The following is a 17,063-nucleotide window of genomic DNA, read 5'->3' on the forward strand; positions in this document are numbered from 1 at the left end:
CACAACACAAGGCATGCTAGCCGCCCTCCGGGCGTCCGGCTTATAGTGCACGTCGCGCGCCAGTCCAGCCAAACCGCAGGATCACAGTTTGTCCAACGTCACCCCGCCAACTCCCCTGCGCGCCGCTCATATAGCGCCGGGAGCGCCCCTGCACGGCACCTTGAAGGGCGCATTGGCGACGCTGGTCTTGTTGCTGCTCGCCTTATTGTTCTGGCAACTGCTGGACCAACTGCAGCAAAACCAGAAAAACCAGCAGCAGTACACCATCGACTACAGCGCCGACCTGGCCGAACAAATCAGCCTGAACATGGCCCTCAGTGCGCAGATCGCGCTGAACCTGCTGCCGATCGTCGAGCCGCCTCGGGACAATGAACAGCAACAAATCCTGATGCGCACCCTGCAACGCTCCCTGCCGGAGCTGCGCAGCGTCGCCCTGCTCGCCCCCAGCGGCGCGATGATCAGTGACAGCGCCGGCGACAGCCAGGACAGCGCCTGGCTCGAAGAACTGGTCAAGCGCAGCCACGCCCAGTCCTATTACTTGAGCAACAACAACGACGGCACCGTCATCTACCTGTTGCTGCATCAGCCCAGTGGCGGCACCAAGATGTACTGGGCCTTGCGCCTGGCGCCCAACTTCCTGGCCAACCTGACACGCCAGGACGGTCAGGGCCAGCGTCCGATGTGGGTGATCGAAAACCGCCTCAACCACCGCGTAGTCAGCCGTGACAGCGGCATGCCGGCCCAGTGGGCCTCGGCGTTGACCCCGGACGAATTGAACAAAAGTGTACTGGTCACGCCCCTGAGCAAAAGCGACTGGCAACTGCGCGGCCTGTTCGACCGTGCCGCCGTGCTCGAGCAACTGCTGCCGGCCTTTATCGGCAAATGCCTGCTGGGCCTGGCCTTCTCGCTGATCCCGGTGATCGTGCTGCTGAACATGCGCCGCCGCCAGCGCCAGGTGCATGAAGGCCGCCGCCGCTACCAGGATATTTTCGAAGGCACCGGCGTGGCGCTGTGTGTGCTGGACCTGTCCGGCCTGCGCGCCTTCTTCGACAAAGCTCAACTGCAGACCCGCGAGCAACTGCAGCAGTTGCTGCAAGACAGCCCGGAGCAACGCCAGCAACTGCTCAAGGAATTGCGCGTCACCGAGGTCAACCAGGTGGCGGTGCGCCTGCTGAATGTCGCTTCCTGCGAGCAAGCCTGGGAGCGCCTGATCGACGCTTGCCCGTCGAGCCCTACCGCCATCGGCAACCAGGTGATCGACGCGGTACTGACCCAACAGAAGCAGCTCGAACTGGAAATCCAGCTCAGCGATGTCGAAGGCAACGACCAATACCTGTGGCTGGTGATGCGCCTGCCGGAACAACAGGACGACTTCAAGGCAGTGATCCTGAGCATCAGCGACATCACCAGCCGCAAGCTGATCGAGCTGTCGCTGGTGGAGCGCGAGGGATTCTGGTCGGACGTGGTACGCACCGTGCCCGATCACCTGTATGTGCAGGACGTGATCAGCCAGCGGATGATTTTCAGCAACCATCACCTGGGCCACACCTTGGGCTACAACAAGCCCGAGTTGCAGCAAATGGGCGAGTATTTCTGGGAAATCCTGCTGCACCCCGAAGACGCCGAGCGTTACCACGACCTGCGCCTGCAACAGCGCCAGGCGGGGTACCTGACCCAATTGCAGTGCCAGTTGCGCTTTCGCCACCGCAACAACCAATGGCGGCGCTTCGACATCCGCGAACAGGCCTTGGCCCGGGACAAGACCGACCAGGTCACGCGCATCATCGGCGTGGCCAAGGACATCACCGACCAGATCGAGGCCAGCGAATCCCTGCGTGACAGCGAACAGCGCTACCGCATGCTGGCTGAAAGCATCAGCGACGTGATCTTCTCCACCGACAGCAAGCTGGCCCTGAACTACGTCAGCCCGTCGGTGAACGCGGTGCTGGGCTACGACGTGGACTGGATCTTCGAAAACGGCTGGCAATCGACCATCGCCAACCCGCAGCAACTCACCGGCATCTACAGCCTGGTGGAGCAAGTCAGCCGCGCCCTGGACCAACCCGAATCCCTCGCGGCGTTGCGCAACGACGTGCAGACCCAGCTGTTCCTGTTCGACTGTCTACGGGCCGACGGGCGCAAGATCCCGATCGAACTGCGCCTGGTGCTGGTGTGGGACGAACACGGCGCGTTCGAAGGCATCCTCGGCGTGGGTCGCGACATCAGCCAGCAACGCCGTGCGGAAAAAGACCTGCGCATGGCGGCCACGGTATTCGAACACTCGACTTCGGCGATCCTGATCACCGACCCTGCCGGCTATATCGTGCAGGCCAACGAGGCGTTCAGCCGGGTGAGTGGCTACGCGGTGGCGGACGTGCTCGACCAATTGCCGAACATGCTCACCGTCGACGAACAGCAGGAAGCCCACCTGCGCTACGTGCTCAAGCAATTGCACCAGCACAGCACCTGGGAAGGCGAAGTGTGGCTCAAGCGCCGCAACGGCGAGCATTACCCGGCCTGGGTCGGGATTACCGCCGTGTTCGATGACGAAGGCGACCTGGCCAGCTACGTGTGCTTCTTCAGTGACATCAGCGAGCGCAAGGCCAGCGAACAGCGGATCCACCGCCTGGCCTACTACGACGCCCTGACCCACCTGCCCAACCGCACGCTGTTCCAGGACCGTCTGCACACCGCGTTACAGTCGGCGGAACGGCAGAAGTCGTGGGTGGTGCTGATGTTCCTCGACCTCGACCGTTTCAAGCCGATCAACGATTCCCTGGGCCACGCCGCCGGCGACCGCATGCTCAAGGAAATGGCCACCCGTTTGCTGGGGTGCGTGGCCGAAGACGACACCGTGGCACGCATGGGCGGCGACGAGTTCACCTTGCTCCTGCAACCGCGGGTCAACCGTGAGATGGCGCTGAACCGCGCGATTCACGTGGCCGAGCAGATTCTGGCCAGCCTAGTGAAACCGTTTGTGCTTGAGGGCCGCGAGTTCTTTGTGACCGCCAGTATCGGCATCGCCCTGAGCCCGCAGGACGGCAACGAACTCAGCCAGTTGATGAAGAACGCCGACACGGCGATGTACCACGCCAAGGAGCGCGGCAAGAACAACTTCCAGTTCTACCAGGCCGACATGAACGCCAGCGCCCTGGAGCGCCTGGAGCTGGAAAGCGACCTGCGCCACGCCCTGGAACAGAACGAATTCGTGCTGTATTACCAGCCGCAGTTCAGCGGCGACGGCAAACGCCTGACCGGCGCCGAAGCCCTGCTGCGCTGGCGCCATCCCCGTCGCGGGCTGGTGCCGCCGGGGGACTTTATCCCGGTGCTGGAGGAGTTGGGGCTGGTGGTGGACGTGGGCGACTGGGTGATCAGCGAAGCCTGCCGTCAACTCAAGACCTGGCACCAGAACAAGGTGCGGGTGCCCAAGGTTTCGGTGAACATCTCGGCCCGGCAGTTCTCCGACGGGCAACTGGGCGAGCGCATCGCCACCATCCTCAAGGACACCGGCCTGCCGCCGGCGTGCCTGGAGCTGGAGCTGACCGAAAGTATCCTGATGCGCGAGGTCAACGAGGCGATGCAGATCCTCGCCAGCCTGAAAAACCTCGGCCTGAGCATTGCGGTAGATGACTTCGGCACCGGCTATTCATCGCTGAACTACCTCAAGCAGTTCCCCATCGACGTGCTGAAGATCGACCGCACCTTTGTCGACGGCCTGCCGTCGGGTGAGCAGGACGCGCAGATCGCCCGGGCGATTATCGCCATGGCCCACAGCCTGAACCTGGCGGTGATCGCCGAGGGTGTGGAAACCCATGAGCAACTGGACTTCCTGCGGGAGCACGGTTGTGACGAGGTTCAGGGCTACCTGTTCGGACGGCCGATGCCGGCGAACCGGTTTGAGGCGCAGTTCAGCAATGACGCGCTGTTCATGTTCGACTGAGAGCGTGTGATGCCGCTTTTTGTGGCGAGGGGGCTTGTCCTCCGTTGGGCTGCGAAGCGGCCCCAAAACCTGGCACCTCGATCTACCTGAATAAACGCGTGAGCCCTGAATGGGGCTGCTGCGCAGCCCAACGGGGGACAACCCCCTCGCCACAAGGGCACCGCTCATCCCTAAGTGAATCCCGCTTGTCCGCGACATGATGTCCTTTCATATGCCATCTAAAACCCATTGGGTTAGAATGCGCTTCTTTTCTGCCCCCGATCCTTGAGGACCGCCATGTTCAGCCGTGATTTGACTATTGCCAAGTACGACGCCGATCTCTTTGCCGCCATGGAGCAAGAAGCCGTGCGCCAGGAAGAGCACATTGAGCTGATCGCTTCGGAAAACTACACCAGCCCTGCGGTTATGGAGGCTCAAGGTTCGGTTTTGACCAACAAGTACGCCGAAGGCTACCCGGGCAAGCGTTACTACGGCGGTTGCGAGTACGTCGACATCGTTGAGCAGCTGGCCATCGACCGCGCCAAGGAACTGTTCGGCGCCGATTACGCCAACGTCCAGCCACACGCCGGCTCCCAAGCCAACAGCGCCGTGTACCTGGCCCTGCTGCAAGCGGGCGACACCATCCTGGGCATGAGCCTGGCCCACGGCGGTCACCTGACCCACGGCGCCAGCGTTTCCTCCTCCGGCAAGCTGTACAACGCCGTTCAGTACGGCATCGACGGCAACGGCCTGATCGACTACGACGAAGTCGAGCGCCTGGCGGTTGAGCACAAGCCAAAAATGATCGTGGCCGGTTTCTCTGCCTACTCGCAGATCCTGGATTTCCCACGCTTCCGCGAAATCGCCGACAAGGTAGGCGCCTACCTGTTCGTCGACATGGCCCACGTGGCCGGTCTGGTCGCTGCTGGCGTCTACCCGAACCCGGTGCCATTCGCTGACGTGGTGACCACTACCACCCACAAGACCCTGCGCGGTCCACGTGGCGGCCTGATCCTGGCTCGCGCCAACGCCGAGATCGAGAAGAAGCTGAACTCCGCCGTATTCCCAGGCGGCCAGGGTGGCCCGCTGGAGCACGTGATCGCCGCTAAAGCGATCTGCTTCAAGGAAGCCCTGCAGCCTGAGTTCAAGACCTACCAGCAGCAAGTGGTGAAAAACGCCAAGGCCATGGCCGGCGTGTTCATCGAGCGTGGTTTTGACGTGGTGTCCGGCGGTACTGAGAACCACCTGTTCCTGCTCTCGCTGATCAAGCAAGACATCTCCGGTAAAGACGCTGACGCCGCTCTGGGCAAAGCCTTCATCACCGTGAACAAGAACTCGGTACCGAACGACCCACGTTCGCCGTTCGTCACCTCCGGCCTGCGCTTCGGCACCCCAGCTGTGACCACTCGTGGCTTCAAGGAAGCAGAGTGCAAGGAACTGGCTGGCTGGATCTGCGACATCCTGGCTGACCTGAACAACGAAGCAGTGATTGATTCTGTTCGTGAGAAGGTCAAGGCCATCTGCAAGAAGCTGCCGGTATATGGCGCTTGATTGCAGCTGTTTGAATGAACAGCCCGGCTCTTGAGCCGGGCTTTTTTATGCCTGAAAACTCTGCTTTCTCAATTTGAAATGAAATCATGTGGGAGCGGGCTTGCTCGCGAAAGCGGTGTATCAGTCAGCACATGCATCAACTGACACACCGCTTTCGCGAGCAAGCCCGCTCCCTCATTTTGACTGCGTTTCAAGTCAGGATTGGTAAACCCGTGCAAATCCTTCGCGGATTTTGTCTTCCGGCAACTCGTCGGCAATAAACACAATCACACTTTCCCGCGTCTCGCCTTCGGCCCATTCGGTGTCCCAATCGAAACCGTAGAGCTTCAGCACGCCCTGGAACACCATCCGCCGGTCTTCCCCGGCAATGTTCAGCACGCCTTTGTAACGCAGCAATTGCTTGCCGTGGTCTTCCAACAGCTCGTTCATGAACTCGCTGAGTTTGTCGATATCCAGCGGCTGGTCGGTGCGCAGTACCAGGCTGGAGATACGGTCGATGGACGGCGCCTGGCTTACCGGGCGCAAGGTCATGCCCGCGTTGAGGTTGAAGCCACGCACATCCAGCAGTTCGGCGAGGTCGATCTTGCCGTGCTCCACCACGCGAATCGGTGCGCGGCGGTTGATGCGGGTCAGGCGCTCGCTGAGGGCGTCGAAGCTGGCGTCGTCCACCAGGTCGCGCTTGCTCACCAGCAGGCGGTCGGCAAAACCGATCTGCGCCTGGGCGATGGTCTGGGTCAGGTGGTGCTCGGCGTGGGCCGCGTCCACCAGGGTGATGATGCCGTCGAGGATATAGCGCTCGCGCAGCTCTTCATCGATGAAGAATGTCTGGGCCACCGGTGCCGGGTCGGCCAGGCCGGTGCACTCGATCACCAGGCGGTCGAAGGCAATCTCGCCGCTGTCCAGGCGTTCCAGCAGCAAGTACAGGGCCTTGGTCAGGTCGGTGTGGATGGTGCAGCACACGCAGCCATTGGACAGTGTCATGACTTGCACCGGCTCGGTGCCCAGCAGTTGGGTGTCGATACCGGCGTCGCTGAATTCGTTTTCGATCACGGCGATTTTCAAGCCGTGCTCGGCCTTGAGCAGGTGGCGCAGCAGCGTGGTTTTACCCGCGCCGAGAAAGCCGCTGAGGACGGTGACGGGAATGGGAGAGGACAAAGAATTCTCCTTGAAGAAACACAAAACAAATGTGGGAGCGGGCTTGCTCGCGAAGGCGGCGTGTCAGTCAGCACATGCATCACTGAAAGACCGCCTTCGCGAGCAAGCCCGCTCCCACAAGGGATCACCGTAACCCGAACTAACGGGCTAGCAGCACTTGGGCCCACCCTTGCCACCGTAACGGGCTTCCTGGCGTTCCCGGAAGAACGCCTTGTAGTCCATCATCGGCTTGTCGGGGTGCTTGGTTTGCATATGCTCGACGTAAGTGTCGTAGTCGGGCATGCCGACCATCAGGCGCGCGGCCTGACCGAGGTATTTACCGAGGCGACTGATGTCATTGAACATGATTGCAATCCTCTATCACGCGTCCGGGATGGCCTGGTATGGCGCTTCTTTATCCGTACGTTCCTTTTTGCCCCAGGCGGCAATACCGACTTTGAGCGCATAGAACAGGATGCTGAAGACCACGAACAGGAACAGCGCCGTCAGCGTTGCGTTGGTGTAGGCGTTCCAGATCACGTGTTGCATCTGGTCGATGCTCTTGGCCGGTGCGAGGATCTGGCCGCCGGCCAGGGCGTCGCTGTATTTCTTGGCCAGGGACAGGAAGCCGATCGCCGGGTTGGCGTCGAACAGCTTGATGAAGCCTGCGGTCACGGTGCAGATCAGCAGCCAGACAGCCGGCAGCATGGTCACCCAGATGTAGCGCTGGCGTTTCATTTTGATCAGCACAACGGTAGCGAGCATCAGCGCGATACCGGCCAGCATCTGGTTGGAGATACCGAACAGCGGCCACAAGGTGTTGATGCCGCCCAGTGGGTCGATCACGCCTTGGTACAACAGGTAACCCCACATCGCCACACAACCTGCGGTAGCGATCAGGTTGGCGGTCCAGGACTCGGTACGCTTGAGCGCCGGCACGAAGGAACCGAGCAAATCCTGAAGCATGAAGCGACCGGCACGAGTACCGGCGTCGACTGCGGTCAGGATGAACAGCGCTTCGAAGAGGATCGCAAAGTGGTACCAGAACGCCATGGTGTTTTCACCCGGCAGGACGCTGTGCAAGATCTGTGCGATACCGACCGCCAGGGTCGGCGCACCACCGGCACGGGCCAGGATGGTGGTTTCACCGATGTCATGCGCCACCGCCTGCAACGCTTCCGGGGTAATCGCAAAACCCCAGCTGCTGACAGTTTGCGCAACGGTCACCACGTCAGCACCGACAATGGCGGCCGGGCTGTTCATGGCGAAGTACACGCCAGGCTCGATCACCGAAGCGGCAACCATCGCCATGATGGCCACGAACGACTCCATCAACATGCCGCCGTAGCCGATGTAACGGGCGTGCCCTTCATTGGCCAGCAACTTGGGTGTGGTGCCCGAGGAGATCAGTGCGTGGAAACCCGAGACCGCGCCACAGGCAATGGTGATGAACAGGAACGGGAACAGACCGCCCTTCCACACCGGGCCGGTGCCATCGATGAACTGGGTCAGCGCCGGCATTTTCAGGTCGGGCATGGTCACCAGGATGCCAATCGCCAGGGCGATGATGGTGCCGATTTTCAGGAACGTAGACAGGTAGTCACGTGGCGCGAGGATCAGCCACACCGGCAACACGGCGGCGACAAAGCCATAACCCACCAGCATCCAGGTGATCTGGATCCCGGTGAAGCTGAACGCCTTGGCCCACACCGGGTCAGCGGCAATCTGCCCGCCCAGCCAGATCGAGCCCAGCAGCAACAGCACGCCGACAATCGAGATTTCGCCGATACGGCCCGGGCGTATGTAGCGCATGTAGATGCCCATGAACATCGCGATCGGGATGGTCGCCATCACCGTGAAGATGCCCCACGGGCTTTCGGCCAGGGCCTTGACCACGATCAGCGCCAGCACCGCGAGGATGATGATCATGATCAGGAAGCAGCCAAACAGCGCGATGGTCCCGGGAATGCGGCCCATTTCTTCGCGGACCATGTCCCCCAGGGAACGGCCGTTGCGACGGGTGGAGAGGAACAGGATCATGAAATCCTGCACCGCGCCCGCCAGCACCACACCGGCTATCAGCCACAAGGTGCCGGGCAGGTAGCCCATCTGCGCTGCCAGTACCGGGCCGACCAAAGGCCCGGCGCCGGCGATTGCCGCGAAGTGGTGACCGAAAAGAATGTGTTTGTTGGTCGGCACGTAGTCCAGACCGTCGTTGTTGATCACGGCGGGGGTAGCCCGCAGTGGATCGAGCTGCATCACATGGTTAGCGATGAACAGACTGTAGTAACGGTAAGCAACCAGATAAATGGCCACTGCCGCGACCACAATCCACAAGGCGTTGATCGCCTCGCCGCGGCGCAAGGCCACTACGCCCAGGGCGCACGCTCCTACGATTGCCAGCAGCAGCCAGGGTAGATGGCGTAGCAGGCTATTATTATTTTTCATTTTTATATTCCAGCCAGGGTGGACAGAAAGACAGCCATCCCGAGTTTAGCGCTACTGGCCTTAAAGGCCACCCCCCTACGTTGGTCTAGAGCCTTGCCGGGGCGAAAAAAGCAGAAAAAGCCGTCCCATGATGGCGCACGGCTACAATTCTTTTATCCACAGAGGGTTTCACCATGAGCGAACAGCCTTCAGACCGACGCCGTTTTCGACGCATTGCCTTCGATGCCAAGACCGAGCTCACGCAAGACGGCCATGTCTGGCCGGTGCAATTGGTGGATTTGTCACTCAAGGGGTTGCTGGTGCAACGGCCGCAGGACTGGCAAGGCCATCGCTACGAATCGTTCGACGTGGACATTCATCTGGACGCCGAGACCGACGTGAAGATGCAGGTGCGGCTCACCCATGACGATCATGGGCAGCTCGGTTTTGTGTGCGAGCACATCGACCTCGACTCGATCAGCCACCTGCGGCGGATAATCGAGTTGAATCTGGGGGATCAGGCAGAGCTGGAGCGGGAATTCGCCGCGTTACTCGAATAGCGCATCCAGCGCCTGCTCCAGGCGCGTCACCCCGATCACCTGCAAGCCTGGCGGCATTTCTTTCGGGGCATTGCCCTTGGGCACGATGGCGCGCTTGAAGCCGTGCTTGGCTGCTTCCTTCAGGCGCTCCTGACCGCTGGGCACCGGGCGCACTTCACCCGACAAACCCACCTCGCCGAACACCAGCAAGTCGTGGGGCAACGGCCGGTTGCGCAGGCTGGACATCACTGCCGCCATCAACGCCAGGTCGGACGCGGTTTCCAGCACCTTGACCCCGCCCACCACGTTGAGGAACACGTCCTGGTCATGGGTGGGAATGCCGCCATGTCGGTGCAATACCGCCAGCAACATCGCCAGGCGGTTCTGGTCCAGGCCCAGGGTAACGCGGCGCGGGTTGGCCAAGTGGCTGTCGTCCACCAGCGCCTGCACTTCCACCAGCATCGGCCGGGTGCCTTCCCACGTTGCCATCACCACACTGCCCGGGACTTCTTCCTGGGCGCGGGTGAGAAAAATCGCCGACGGGTTGGAGACTTCCTTCAAGCCCCGGTCAGTCATGGCGAACACACCGAGCTCGTTGACCGCGCCAAACCGGTTCTTCACCGCCCGCAGCAAACGCAACCGCCCGTCGGACTCCCCTTCGAAATACAGCACGGTGTCGACCATATGCTCCAGCACCCGTGGGCCAGCCAGTGCGCCTTCTTTGGTCACGTGGCCCACCAGGAAAATCGCCGTGCCGCTCTGTTTCGCATAGCGCACCAGCAACGCAGCACTTTCCCGCACCTGGGACACGCCACCCGGTGCCGATTGCAGTTGTTCGGTGAAAATCGTCTGGATCGAGTCGATCACCATCACCTTGGGCTTTTCCAGGCGCGCGGTGGCGATGATGCTTTCGATGCAGGTTTCGGTCATCACCCGCAGTTGGTCCTGGGGCAAGCCCAGGCGGCGCGCACGCATGGCCACCTGCTGCTGGGATTCTTCGCCGGTGACATACAGCGCCGGCATGCGGCTGGCGATGCTGCACAGGGTTTGCAGCAGAATCGTGGATTTACCGATGCCCGGGTCACCGCCGATCAGCACCACCGAGCCGTCCACCAGGCCGCCGCCCAGCACCCGGTCCAGTTCACCGGAAGCGGTGGAGAAACGCGGGATTTCTTCGACGCTGACTTCGGCCAGGGTCTTGATCTGGGTTTGTTGCCCGGTCCAGCCGGAGCGACCGCTGGGAGCCACGGCGCCGCCGCTCTCGATCATGGTTTCGGTCAGGGTGTTCCACGCACCGCATTCCGTGCACTGGCCGGCCCATTTGGGAAAGGTCGCGCCGCACTCCGTGCAGCCATACATGCGCTTGGCCTTTGCCATTTGAGAACCTCCAACCGAAAAAACGCGATGATAGCTCAGCGCGGCACCGGGGTACGGATTTCACCACTGGCCAAGCGTGAAGCGCTGTTACCGATCGGGTCTTCGGCGTTGAGGTCGGCGCCCTTGGCTTTCAGTTCGTCCAGCAGTTCCACGCGTTTGAACAGCCCGGCATACATGGCCGCCGTTTGTCCGGCACCGTTGCGTTGGTCGGGGTTGCAGTCGGTAGCGAGCAGGCGCTGGGCAATTTTCAGCTCACCCTTGAAGATCGCCCCCATCAAGGCGGTGTTGCCGCGTTTGTCCTGCACGCAGGCATCGGCGCCGGCTGCGAGCAACCGGTCCACGTAGGCACTTTCGCCGTGATAGGCGGCGAGAATCAGTGCCGTGTAGCCTTTTTCATCCTGGGTGTTCAGCGAATAGCCGGAGTCGATAAAGGTGTTGAGCATTTCCACGTCGCCACGACGGGCGGCGTCGAAGTAGTAATCCTGTAGTTGTGTCTTCACCGCTTGCGGGTCGGGTGACTCGGCATGCGCGGTAAAAGCCAGCAAGGCTGTGAATAAAGCGATGTAGATACGCATGGGTTTTTCTCCTGCCAGGTGTCGACGCCCATGCGGGCGCCGACAGGGGCCAACCAATCAGTCAGTCAGCTTTTCAGCCAGCGCCTTGACGCGGGCCAGGTCACCCTTGGCGACTTTGGTCACGCCGGTGCCGTACTCCGGATCCGCCTTGTAGAGGAACGACAGGATGATGTGCTTGCTCTCGTCATCGGTGGTGGCCAGGGAGCCGCCGAAGTTGTCGATCAAGTCCTGACGCTCTTTCTTGTTGAACGAGCGGTACAGGTCGCCGGCCTGCTTGAAGTTCTGCTCACGCTGGATCTTCGCCTGCTGGGTACTGCCCGACAGGGCCGACTGGCTGTAACGCGCGGTTTGCGGCTCTTCCCGTGGCAGCAGGCGGCTTGGCTGGTAGTTCACGCCGGTGGTGGTCTTGCCGAAGTTCATCGCGCCGTCCTGGTTGCCGTTGTTGACGGTCACCCGGGGTGCGTTGATCGGCAGTTGCAGGGCGTTTGGCCCCAGGCGGTACATTTGCGTATCGGCGTAGGAGAACACCCGGCCTTGCAGCAGGCGGTCTTCCGACGGCTCGATGCCCGGCACCAGGTTGGCCGGTGCCATGGCCACTTGCTCGGTTTCCTGGAAGACGTTGGCCGGGTTGCGGTTCAGCACCATCTGCCCGACTTTGCGCTCAGGCACGTTTGGCCAGATCTTGGTGGCGTCCAATGGGTCGAAATCAAACTTGGCCAGCTCTTCAGGTTTCAGCACTTGCACATACAGGTCCCACTTGGGGAAGTCGCCCTTATTGATGTGCGTGACCAAATCATTGGTCATATGGCTGTAGTCACGGCCCTGTACTTCTGTCACTTGTTTAGGGTCAAGGTTCTTGATGCCTTGCAGGCTTTTCCAGTGGAACTTGACGTAGTGCACTTCGCCCTTGGCATTAATCAACTTGTAGGCATGTACACCGTTACCGTCCATTTCCCGGTAACTGGCAGGAGTGCCAGAGTCCGAATACAACTCGGTCAGTGTACGAGTTGACTCTGGAACATGGGAGAAGAAGTCAAAGCGACGGGAGTCGTCATCCAGGTTAGTGCGCGAGTCTGGTTTAAAAGCGTGAACCATATCCGGGAACTTGATCGCATCGCGAATGAAGAACGTCGGGAAGTTATTACCTACCAGGTCCCAGTTGCCTTCAGCGGTATAGAACTTGGTGGCGAAGCCGCGGGGGTCACGCAGGGTTTCCGGCGAATGGTTGCCGTGAACTACCGCAGAAAAACGCACAAATACCGGCGTGGCTTCACCGGCGGCAAATACCTTGGCCTTGGTCAGGTCGCTGAGGTTGTCGGTGACGGTGAAGGTACCGTGGGCACCGGTGCCGCGAGCGTGCACAACACGCTCCGGAATCCGCTCGCGATCAAAGCGCTGCAATTTCTGGATCAGTTGCACGTCTTGCAACAGGACCGGGCCATTCGCACCGGCGGTTTGCGAGTTCTGATTGTCACCGACCGCCGCGCCATTATCGCGCGTGAGGTTGGCGGCGTGTACGGACAGCGAAAGAAGACTGGCGCTCATTACGAGCAGCACCCGTCGCGCAGAAATAGGCCCGCGGCTAATAGGGTTTTTCATCGAGGTTTCCTCTGGTTTTTTTAGTGCACATTGAGTTGTGCTTTCCAGAGGCTAGTGACCTGCGAGTCAGAAGATAAATAGAAAAGCCGTACCAACCCGATTAAAAAAATAGTGTGGTAACCCCATGAAATAGCGGGTATTCCGCGCGCGATTGGTGGCACTTTGCAAACTATTTGCGATTTAATGTGTCGATAAAAACGGACACTGTTAGCAGTTGTGCCGAGCAAGCCTCGCCACACTGTCTTACACTGGCTTCTACCTCCTCATCTGTAACAAGGAATAACCTATGGGCGTGTTAAGTGAGTTCAAGGCCTTCGCGGTCAAAGGTAATGTGGTCGACATGGCCGTCGGTATTATCATCGGTGCTGCCTTCGGCAAAATCGTTTCCTCCTTTGTAGGCGACGTAGTGATGCCACCCATCGGCCTGTTGATCGGGGGCGTCGACTTCGGCGACCTGGCCGTAACGCTCAAAGCCGCCCAGGGCGATGCGCCTGCCGTGGTGCTGGCGTACGGCAAGTTCATCCAGAGCGTGATCGACTTTGTGATCGTCGCGTTTGCGATCTTCATGGGTGTGAAGGCCATCAACCGCCTGAAGCGTGAAGAGGCCGTGGCGCCTAGCCTGCCGCCGGTTCCGACCAAGGAAGAAGTGCTGCTGGGGGAGATCCGCGATCTGCTCAAGGCACAGAACAGCAAGCCCGAGTAAGCTCGGCAAATAAAGTAAAGGCGCCTGCAGGGCGCCTTTGTTTTACCAGTAGTTTTCTACCGCAACCTGCCCCGGGCGGCGGGTCAGGCTCAGTTGCATGTCACGCTGTTTCAGCAGCTGACGCGTGTCGTCGATCATCTGCGGGTTACCGCAAATCATCACTCTGGAATGCTCAGGGGTCAGCTCGATGCCTGCAGCGCGTTCCAATTCACCGTTCTCGATCAGGGTGGTAATCCGCCCATTCAGCGCGCCCGGATGTTGCTCACGGGTCACGATAGGAATGTAGGTGAGCTTGTGGGCGTGCTCCGCCAGGTACTCACGTTCGCCCAGCTCATGGATCAACGTCTGATAGGCCAGTTCCTTGGCTTCGCGGGCGCTGTAGACCAGGACGATACGCTCGAATTTCTCCCACACTTCGAAGTCCTGCAGGATCGACAGAAACGGCGCAATGCCGGTCCCGGTCCCCAACAACCAGAGATCGCGACCATCAACAAACCGGTCCAGGGTCAGGAACCCGGTGGCCTGGCGCTCCACCAGCAAGGTATCGCCCTCCCGCAGGCGACTCAGCTCACTGGTGAACTCGCCACCTGGTACCACAATGGAGAAGAAATCCAGGTACTCATCAAAGGGCGACGACACCACCGAATAAGCACGCCACACAATGCTGCCATCGGCCTTGGTCACCCCCAGGCGCACGAATTGTCCGGCGCGAAAGCGAAAGCCCGGGTCACGGGTGGTGCGCAGGGTAAACAGGCTGGGGGTCAGCGATTGCACGTCGAGCAGGGTCTGGCAGGTGTATTTTTCAGCACTGGCCGTCATGGGAAACTCCATTTGCAGAGGCCCCTAGTGTCCCTCAAAGCAGCGCCTGGAAACACCGATGGTTTGTGCTGGCATTACCGCTGCGCAGAGGTCTTGGCCAACGATTTTCCCACGAGCACAAATCGGCAAACGCTGGACGGTACTAAACATTTGGCTATTAGCCGCACTCCGACAAGACGCTAGATGATGAAATGTAACTAAATATTAATAAGTAACACTCACAGCAAGCCCTTCAAAAAAATAGAAAAACCTTTATCGCGCTCCGTAACTTGTACACCGATTTTAATTTGTACAGGTACTCTTGGACTAAAAGCACAGCCGAAAATAACAGAATTTTCATTTCGAACTGTAGCCGTTGTCCTACACTAATTTTTCATGTCGTAACCGGGGGTCTTGGAAGTACCCCATGAAAAAACCGTGTACATGGAGCGTTACCGATGATCAACTGGCATAACACTCGCATTCCCAAACTCGAAGGCGAAAGCGAAATAACCAGTATGTACGAAGCCGCCCTCAACCTTACCTACGAGCTTGGCTTCCAATACTGTGCATTCACCCTTAGTTCTCACATACCAAACAACCAAACGAAAACTGTTAACTTCAACAACTATTCAAACGAGTGGAATACGCTGTACAAACAACAACACTACTTTGATCTGGATCCTGTGGTTGCACACTGCAAACGCTCGGTTCTACCTATCGTCTGGGATGAGAAAATCTTTTCCTCGGTACCGGATTTATGGGTTCATGCCCAATCCCACGGCCTGAATTTCGGATGGACTCAGTCGGTCCATGACTTCCAGGGTGTGTTCAGCATGCTGAGCCTGGGACGCGACTCCGGCCCTGTGGGTCCTGAAGAGCTCTATGAAAAAGCCGGGCAAGTACTCTGGATTTGCCACGCGATGCATGCGGTCGTCGCAAAAAAATATGCTGACGCTCCTAGCCCGCAAGCCCCCAGTAAATTGACCCCGCGGGAAACCGAAATCCTGCAATGGTCCGCCATGGGCAAGACCGCCGCCGACATCGCCACCATCCTGTGCCTGTCCGAACGCACGGTCGGCTTCCATATCAGCAGTGCAATGAAGAAACTGGGGGTCAGTAACAAGATTGCCGCAGTGATCACGGCAGTGAAATGCGGGTTGTTTTAAACACCGAATGTAATCCAGAGGAAAAAAACGTAACATTTGCGGCCAGTTCCGGGTGATGACGCGAGCCCCTGATGCGCCTCGCGTCGCCGCTCACCCCGATGGTTCGCTTACCCAGAGTCTCCCCCGCCATGCCCCTGCTCGACAGCCCCTTCGCCCAACTCGACCTGATCCGTCAGCCAGAACAGCACAACGACCCGCTGCAAGCGTTTGATGCAGCCGATGAGTACTTACTCAGTTACCTGGCGGAACAACAGCTGACACCGGCGACCCGCGTACTGGTGCTCAACGACAGTTTCGGCGCGCTGGCGGCCAGCCTCGAAGGGCATGTGCAGGTGACCTCCAGTGGTGACTCGTTCCTCAGTGCCCTGGGCCTGGAGAAGAACCTGGCGCGCAACGGCAAGACCTTCGACGCGGTAACGTTCCTGCCCGCCAGCAAGACCCCAACCGGGCCGTTCGACCGCGTACTGATCCGCGTGCCGAAGACTCTGGCCCTGCTCGAAGAACAACTGATTCGCCTGCAAGGCCAGCTGGCACCCGGCGCCGAGGTCATTGCCGGGGCGATGGTCAAGCACTTGCCACGCGCCGCCGGTGAATTGCTGGAGCGCTTTATCGGGCCGATGCACGCCTCTCTTGCGGTCAAAAAGGCCCGCCTGCTGATCGCCACCCTGGCCGACCGGCCGCACGCAGTATCGCCCTACCCGACGCGCTACAGCCTGGAAACCCCGGCCATTGAACTGCTCAACCACGCCAATGTGTTCTGCCGCGAAGGCCTGGACATCGGTACCCGTGCCTTCCTGCCGCACTTGCCACAAAACTTGGGCAGCGCCCGCGTGGCAGACCTGGGATGCGGCAACGGTGTGTTGGCGATTGCCAGCGCGCTGCAAAACCCCGAGGCGCAGTACACGCTGGTGGATGAGTCCTATATGGCGGTGCAATCGGCCGCCGAGAACTGGCGCGCGGCCCTGGGTGAGCGCGACGTGCTGATTCGCCCCGGCGACGGCCTGGCCGATCAGGAGCCTCAATCACTGGACGTGGTGCTGTGCAACCCGCCGTTCCACCAGCAGCAAGTGGTGGGTGATTTCCTCGCCTGGCGCATGTTCCAGCAGGCACGGGAAGCGCTGGTAGTAGGCGGCGCCCTGTATATCGTCGGCAACCGCCACTTGGGTTATCACAGCAAGCTGGCGCGTTTGTTCCGCGGTGTCGAGCAAGTGGCGGCGACGCCGAAGTTCGTGATTCTCAAGGCGCGCAAATAAAAAAGTCCTCCATCAAGGA

At 60.0% G+C, this 17,063-nt stretch carries 13 protein-coding genes; 6 read left to right on the top strand and 7 right to left on the bottom strand.

Annotated features, from left to right (window positions below):
- Positions 1 to 88: 88 nt before the first annotated feature.
- Positions 89 to 3,940, top strand: a complete 3,852-nt coding sequence (locus ACA046_RS28400) for a sensor domain-containing protein (RefSeq protein ID WP_497675384.1) — start codon at positions 89 to 91, stop codon at positions 3,938 to 3,940.
- 276 nt (positions 3,941 to 4,216) lie between these two features.
- Positions 4,217 to 5,470 carry a serine hydroxymethyltransferase gene (gene glyA, locus ACA046_RS28405; RefSeq protein WP_076014028.1) on the top strand — a complete coding sequence of 418 codons (1,254 nt, stop codon included), beginning with the start codon at positions 4,217 to 4,219 and terminating at the stop codon, positions 5,468 to 5,470.
- 195 nt (positions 5,471 to 5,665) lie between these two features.
- Here the strand turns inward: glyA and yjiA are convergent, their stop codons facing one another.
- From yjiA to ACA046_RS28420, 3 genes are all read right to left on the bottom strand, one after another.
- Positions 5,666 to 6,625 carry a GTPase gene (yjiA, locus tag ACA046_RS28410; protein WP_459023922.1) on the bottom strand — a complete coding sequence of 320 codons (960 nt, stop codon included), beginning with the start codon at positions 6,623 to 6,625 and terminating at the stop codon, positions 5,666 to 5,668.
- Positions 6,626 to 6,772: 147 nt separating this feature from the next.
- A complete protein-coding gene (locus tag ACA046_RS28415) occupies positions 6,773 to 6,970 on the bottom strand; it encodes a YbdD/YjiX family protein (RefSeq protein ID WP_003176208.1) in 198 nt (65 codons plus the stop codon).
- Between the two features lie 15 nt (positions 6,971 to 6,985).
- Positions 6,986 to 9,052 carry a carbon starvation CstA family protein gene (locus ACA046_RS28420; RefSeq protein WP_445573901.1) on the bottom strand — a complete coding sequence of 689 codons (2,067 nt, stop codon included), beginning with the start codon at positions 9,050 to 9,052 and terminating at the stop codon, positions 6,986 to 6,988.
- Between the two features lie 173 nt (positions 9,053 to 9,225).
- Between ACA046_RS28420 and ACA046_RS28425 the strand changes: the two genes are divergently transcribed.
- Positions 9,226 to 9,591, top strand: a complete 366-nt coding sequence (locus ACA046_RS28425) for a PilZ domain-containing protein (protein WP_459023925.1) — start codon at positions 9,226 to 9,228, stop codon at positions 9,589 to 9,591.
- Here the strand turns inward: ACA046_RS28425 and radA are convergent.
- Genes radA through katB form a run of 3 tightly spaced genes read right to left on the bottom strand, consistent with a single transcriptional unit; the run spans position 9,580 to position 13,121 of the window.
- Entirely contained in the window at positions 9,580 to 10,947 is a 1,368-nt protein-coding gene (radA, locus tag ACA046_RS28430; RefSeq protein ID WP_003215821.1) for a DNA repair protein RadA, read from the bottom strand. The two genes, ACA046_RS28425 and radA, sit on opposite strands and share 12 nt — an antisense overlap.
- Before the next feature lie 35 nt (positions 10,948 to 10,982).
- Positions 10,983 to 11,522: an ankyrin repeat domain-containing protein gene (locus ACA046_RS28435; RefSeq protein ID WP_497675385.1), complete on the bottom strand. Its 540-nt coding sequence runs from the start codon at positions 11,520 to 11,522 to the stop codon at positions 10,983 to 10,985.
- A 57-nt stretch (positions 11,523 to 11,579) separates the two neighbouring features.
- Positions 11,580 to 13,121, bottom strand: a complete 1,542-nt coding sequence (katB, locus tag ACA046_RS28440) for a catalase KatB (protein WP_459023930.1) — start codon at positions 13,119 to 13,121, stop codon at positions 11,580 to 11,582.
- A gap of 286 nt (positions 13,122 to 13,407) precedes the next feature.
- Here katB and mscL point away from each other — a divergent pair, with 286 nt between their 5' ends.
- Positions 13,408 to 13,824 carry a large-conductance mechanosensitive channel protein MscL gene (mscL, locus tag ACA046_RS28445; protein WP_003215816.1) on the top strand — a complete coding sequence of 139 codons (417 nt, stop codon included), beginning with the start codon at positions 13,408 to 13,410 and terminating at the stop codon, positions 13,822 to 13,824.
- A 42-nt stretch (positions 13,825 to 13,866) separates the two neighbouring features.
- On the opposite strand, the gene ACA046_RS28450 is transcribed toward mscL, so the two are convergent.
- Positions 13,867 to 14,643 (bottom strand): ferredoxin--NADP reductase, encoded by a 777-nt coding sequence (locus tag ACA046_RS28450; RefSeq protein WP_497675386.1) that lies wholly within the window; start codon positions 14,641 to 14,643, stop codon positions 13,867 to 13,869.
- Between the two features lie 437 nt (positions 14,644 to 15,080).
- Here ACA046_RS28450 and ACA046_RS28455 point away from each other — a divergent pair, with 437 nt between their 5' ends.
- Together ACA046_RS28455 and ACA046_RS28460 are read left to right on the top strand one after the other, a co-directional pair.
- A complete protein-coding gene (locus ACA046_RS28455) occupies positions 15,081 to 15,791 on the top strand; it encodes a helix-turn-helix transcriptional regulator (protein WP_459023934.1) in 711 nt (236 codons plus the stop codon).
- A 128-nt stretch (positions 15,792 to 15,919) separates the two neighbouring features.
- Entirely contained in the window at positions 15,920 to 17,044 is a 1,125-nt protein-coding gene (locus ACA046_RS28460) for a methyltransferase (RefSeq protein WP_497675387.1), read from the top strand.
- Positions 17,045 to 17,063: the final 19 nt, after the last annotated feature.

It is taken from the genome of Pseudomonas sp. LBUM1641, assembly GCF_059716235.1.

What these genes read in the sequence shown, in the direction of transcription:
- radA (WP_003215821.1), bottom strand. Translation starts at nt 10,947, where the DNA reads ATGGCAAAGGCCAAGCGCATGTATGGCTGCACGGAGTGCGGCGCGACC.
- katB (WP_459023930.1), bottom strand. Translation starts at nt 13,121, where the DNA reads ATGAAAAACCCTATTAGCCGCGGGCCTATTTCTGCGCGACGGGTGCTG.
- ACA046_RS28450 (WP_497675386.1), bottom strand. Translation starts at nt 14,643, where the DNA reads ATGACGGCCAGTGCTGAAAAATACACCTGCCAGACCCTGCTCGACGTG.
- ACA046_RS28415 (WP_003176208.1), bottom strand. Translation starts at nt 6,970, where the DNA reads ATGTTCAATGACATCAGTCGCCTCGGTAAATACCTCGGTCAGGCCGCG.
- glyA (WP_076014028.1), top strand. Translation starts at nt 4,217, where the DNA reads ATGTTCAGCCGTGATTTGACTATTGCCAAGTACGACGCCGATCTCTTT.
- mscL (WP_003215816.1), top strand. Translation starts at nt 13,408, where the DNA reads ATGGGCGTGTTAAGTGAGTTCAAGGCCTTCGCGGTCAAAGGTAATGTG.
- ACA046_RS28420 (WP_445573901.1), bottom strand. Translation starts at nt 9,052, where the DNA reads ATGAAAAATAATAATAGCCTGCTACGCCATCTACCCTGGCTGCTGCTG.
- ACA046_RS28455 (WP_459023934.1), top strand. Translation starts at nt 15,081, where the DNA reads ATGATCAACTGGCATAACACTCGCATTCCCAAACTCGAAGGCGAAAGC.
- ACA046_RS28460 (WP_497675387.1), top strand. Translation starts at nt 15,920, where the DNA reads ATGCCCCTGCTCGACAGCCCCTTCGCCCAACTCGACCTGATCCGTCAG.
- ACA046_RS28435 (WP_497675385.1), bottom strand. Translation starts at nt 11,522, where the DNA reads ATGCGTATCTACATCGCTTTATTCACAGCCTTGCTGGCTTTTACCGCG.
- ACA046_RS28425 (WP_459023925.1), top strand. Translation starts at nt 9,226, where the DNA reads ATGAGCGAACAGCCTTCAGACCGACGCCGTTTTCGACGCATTGCCTTC.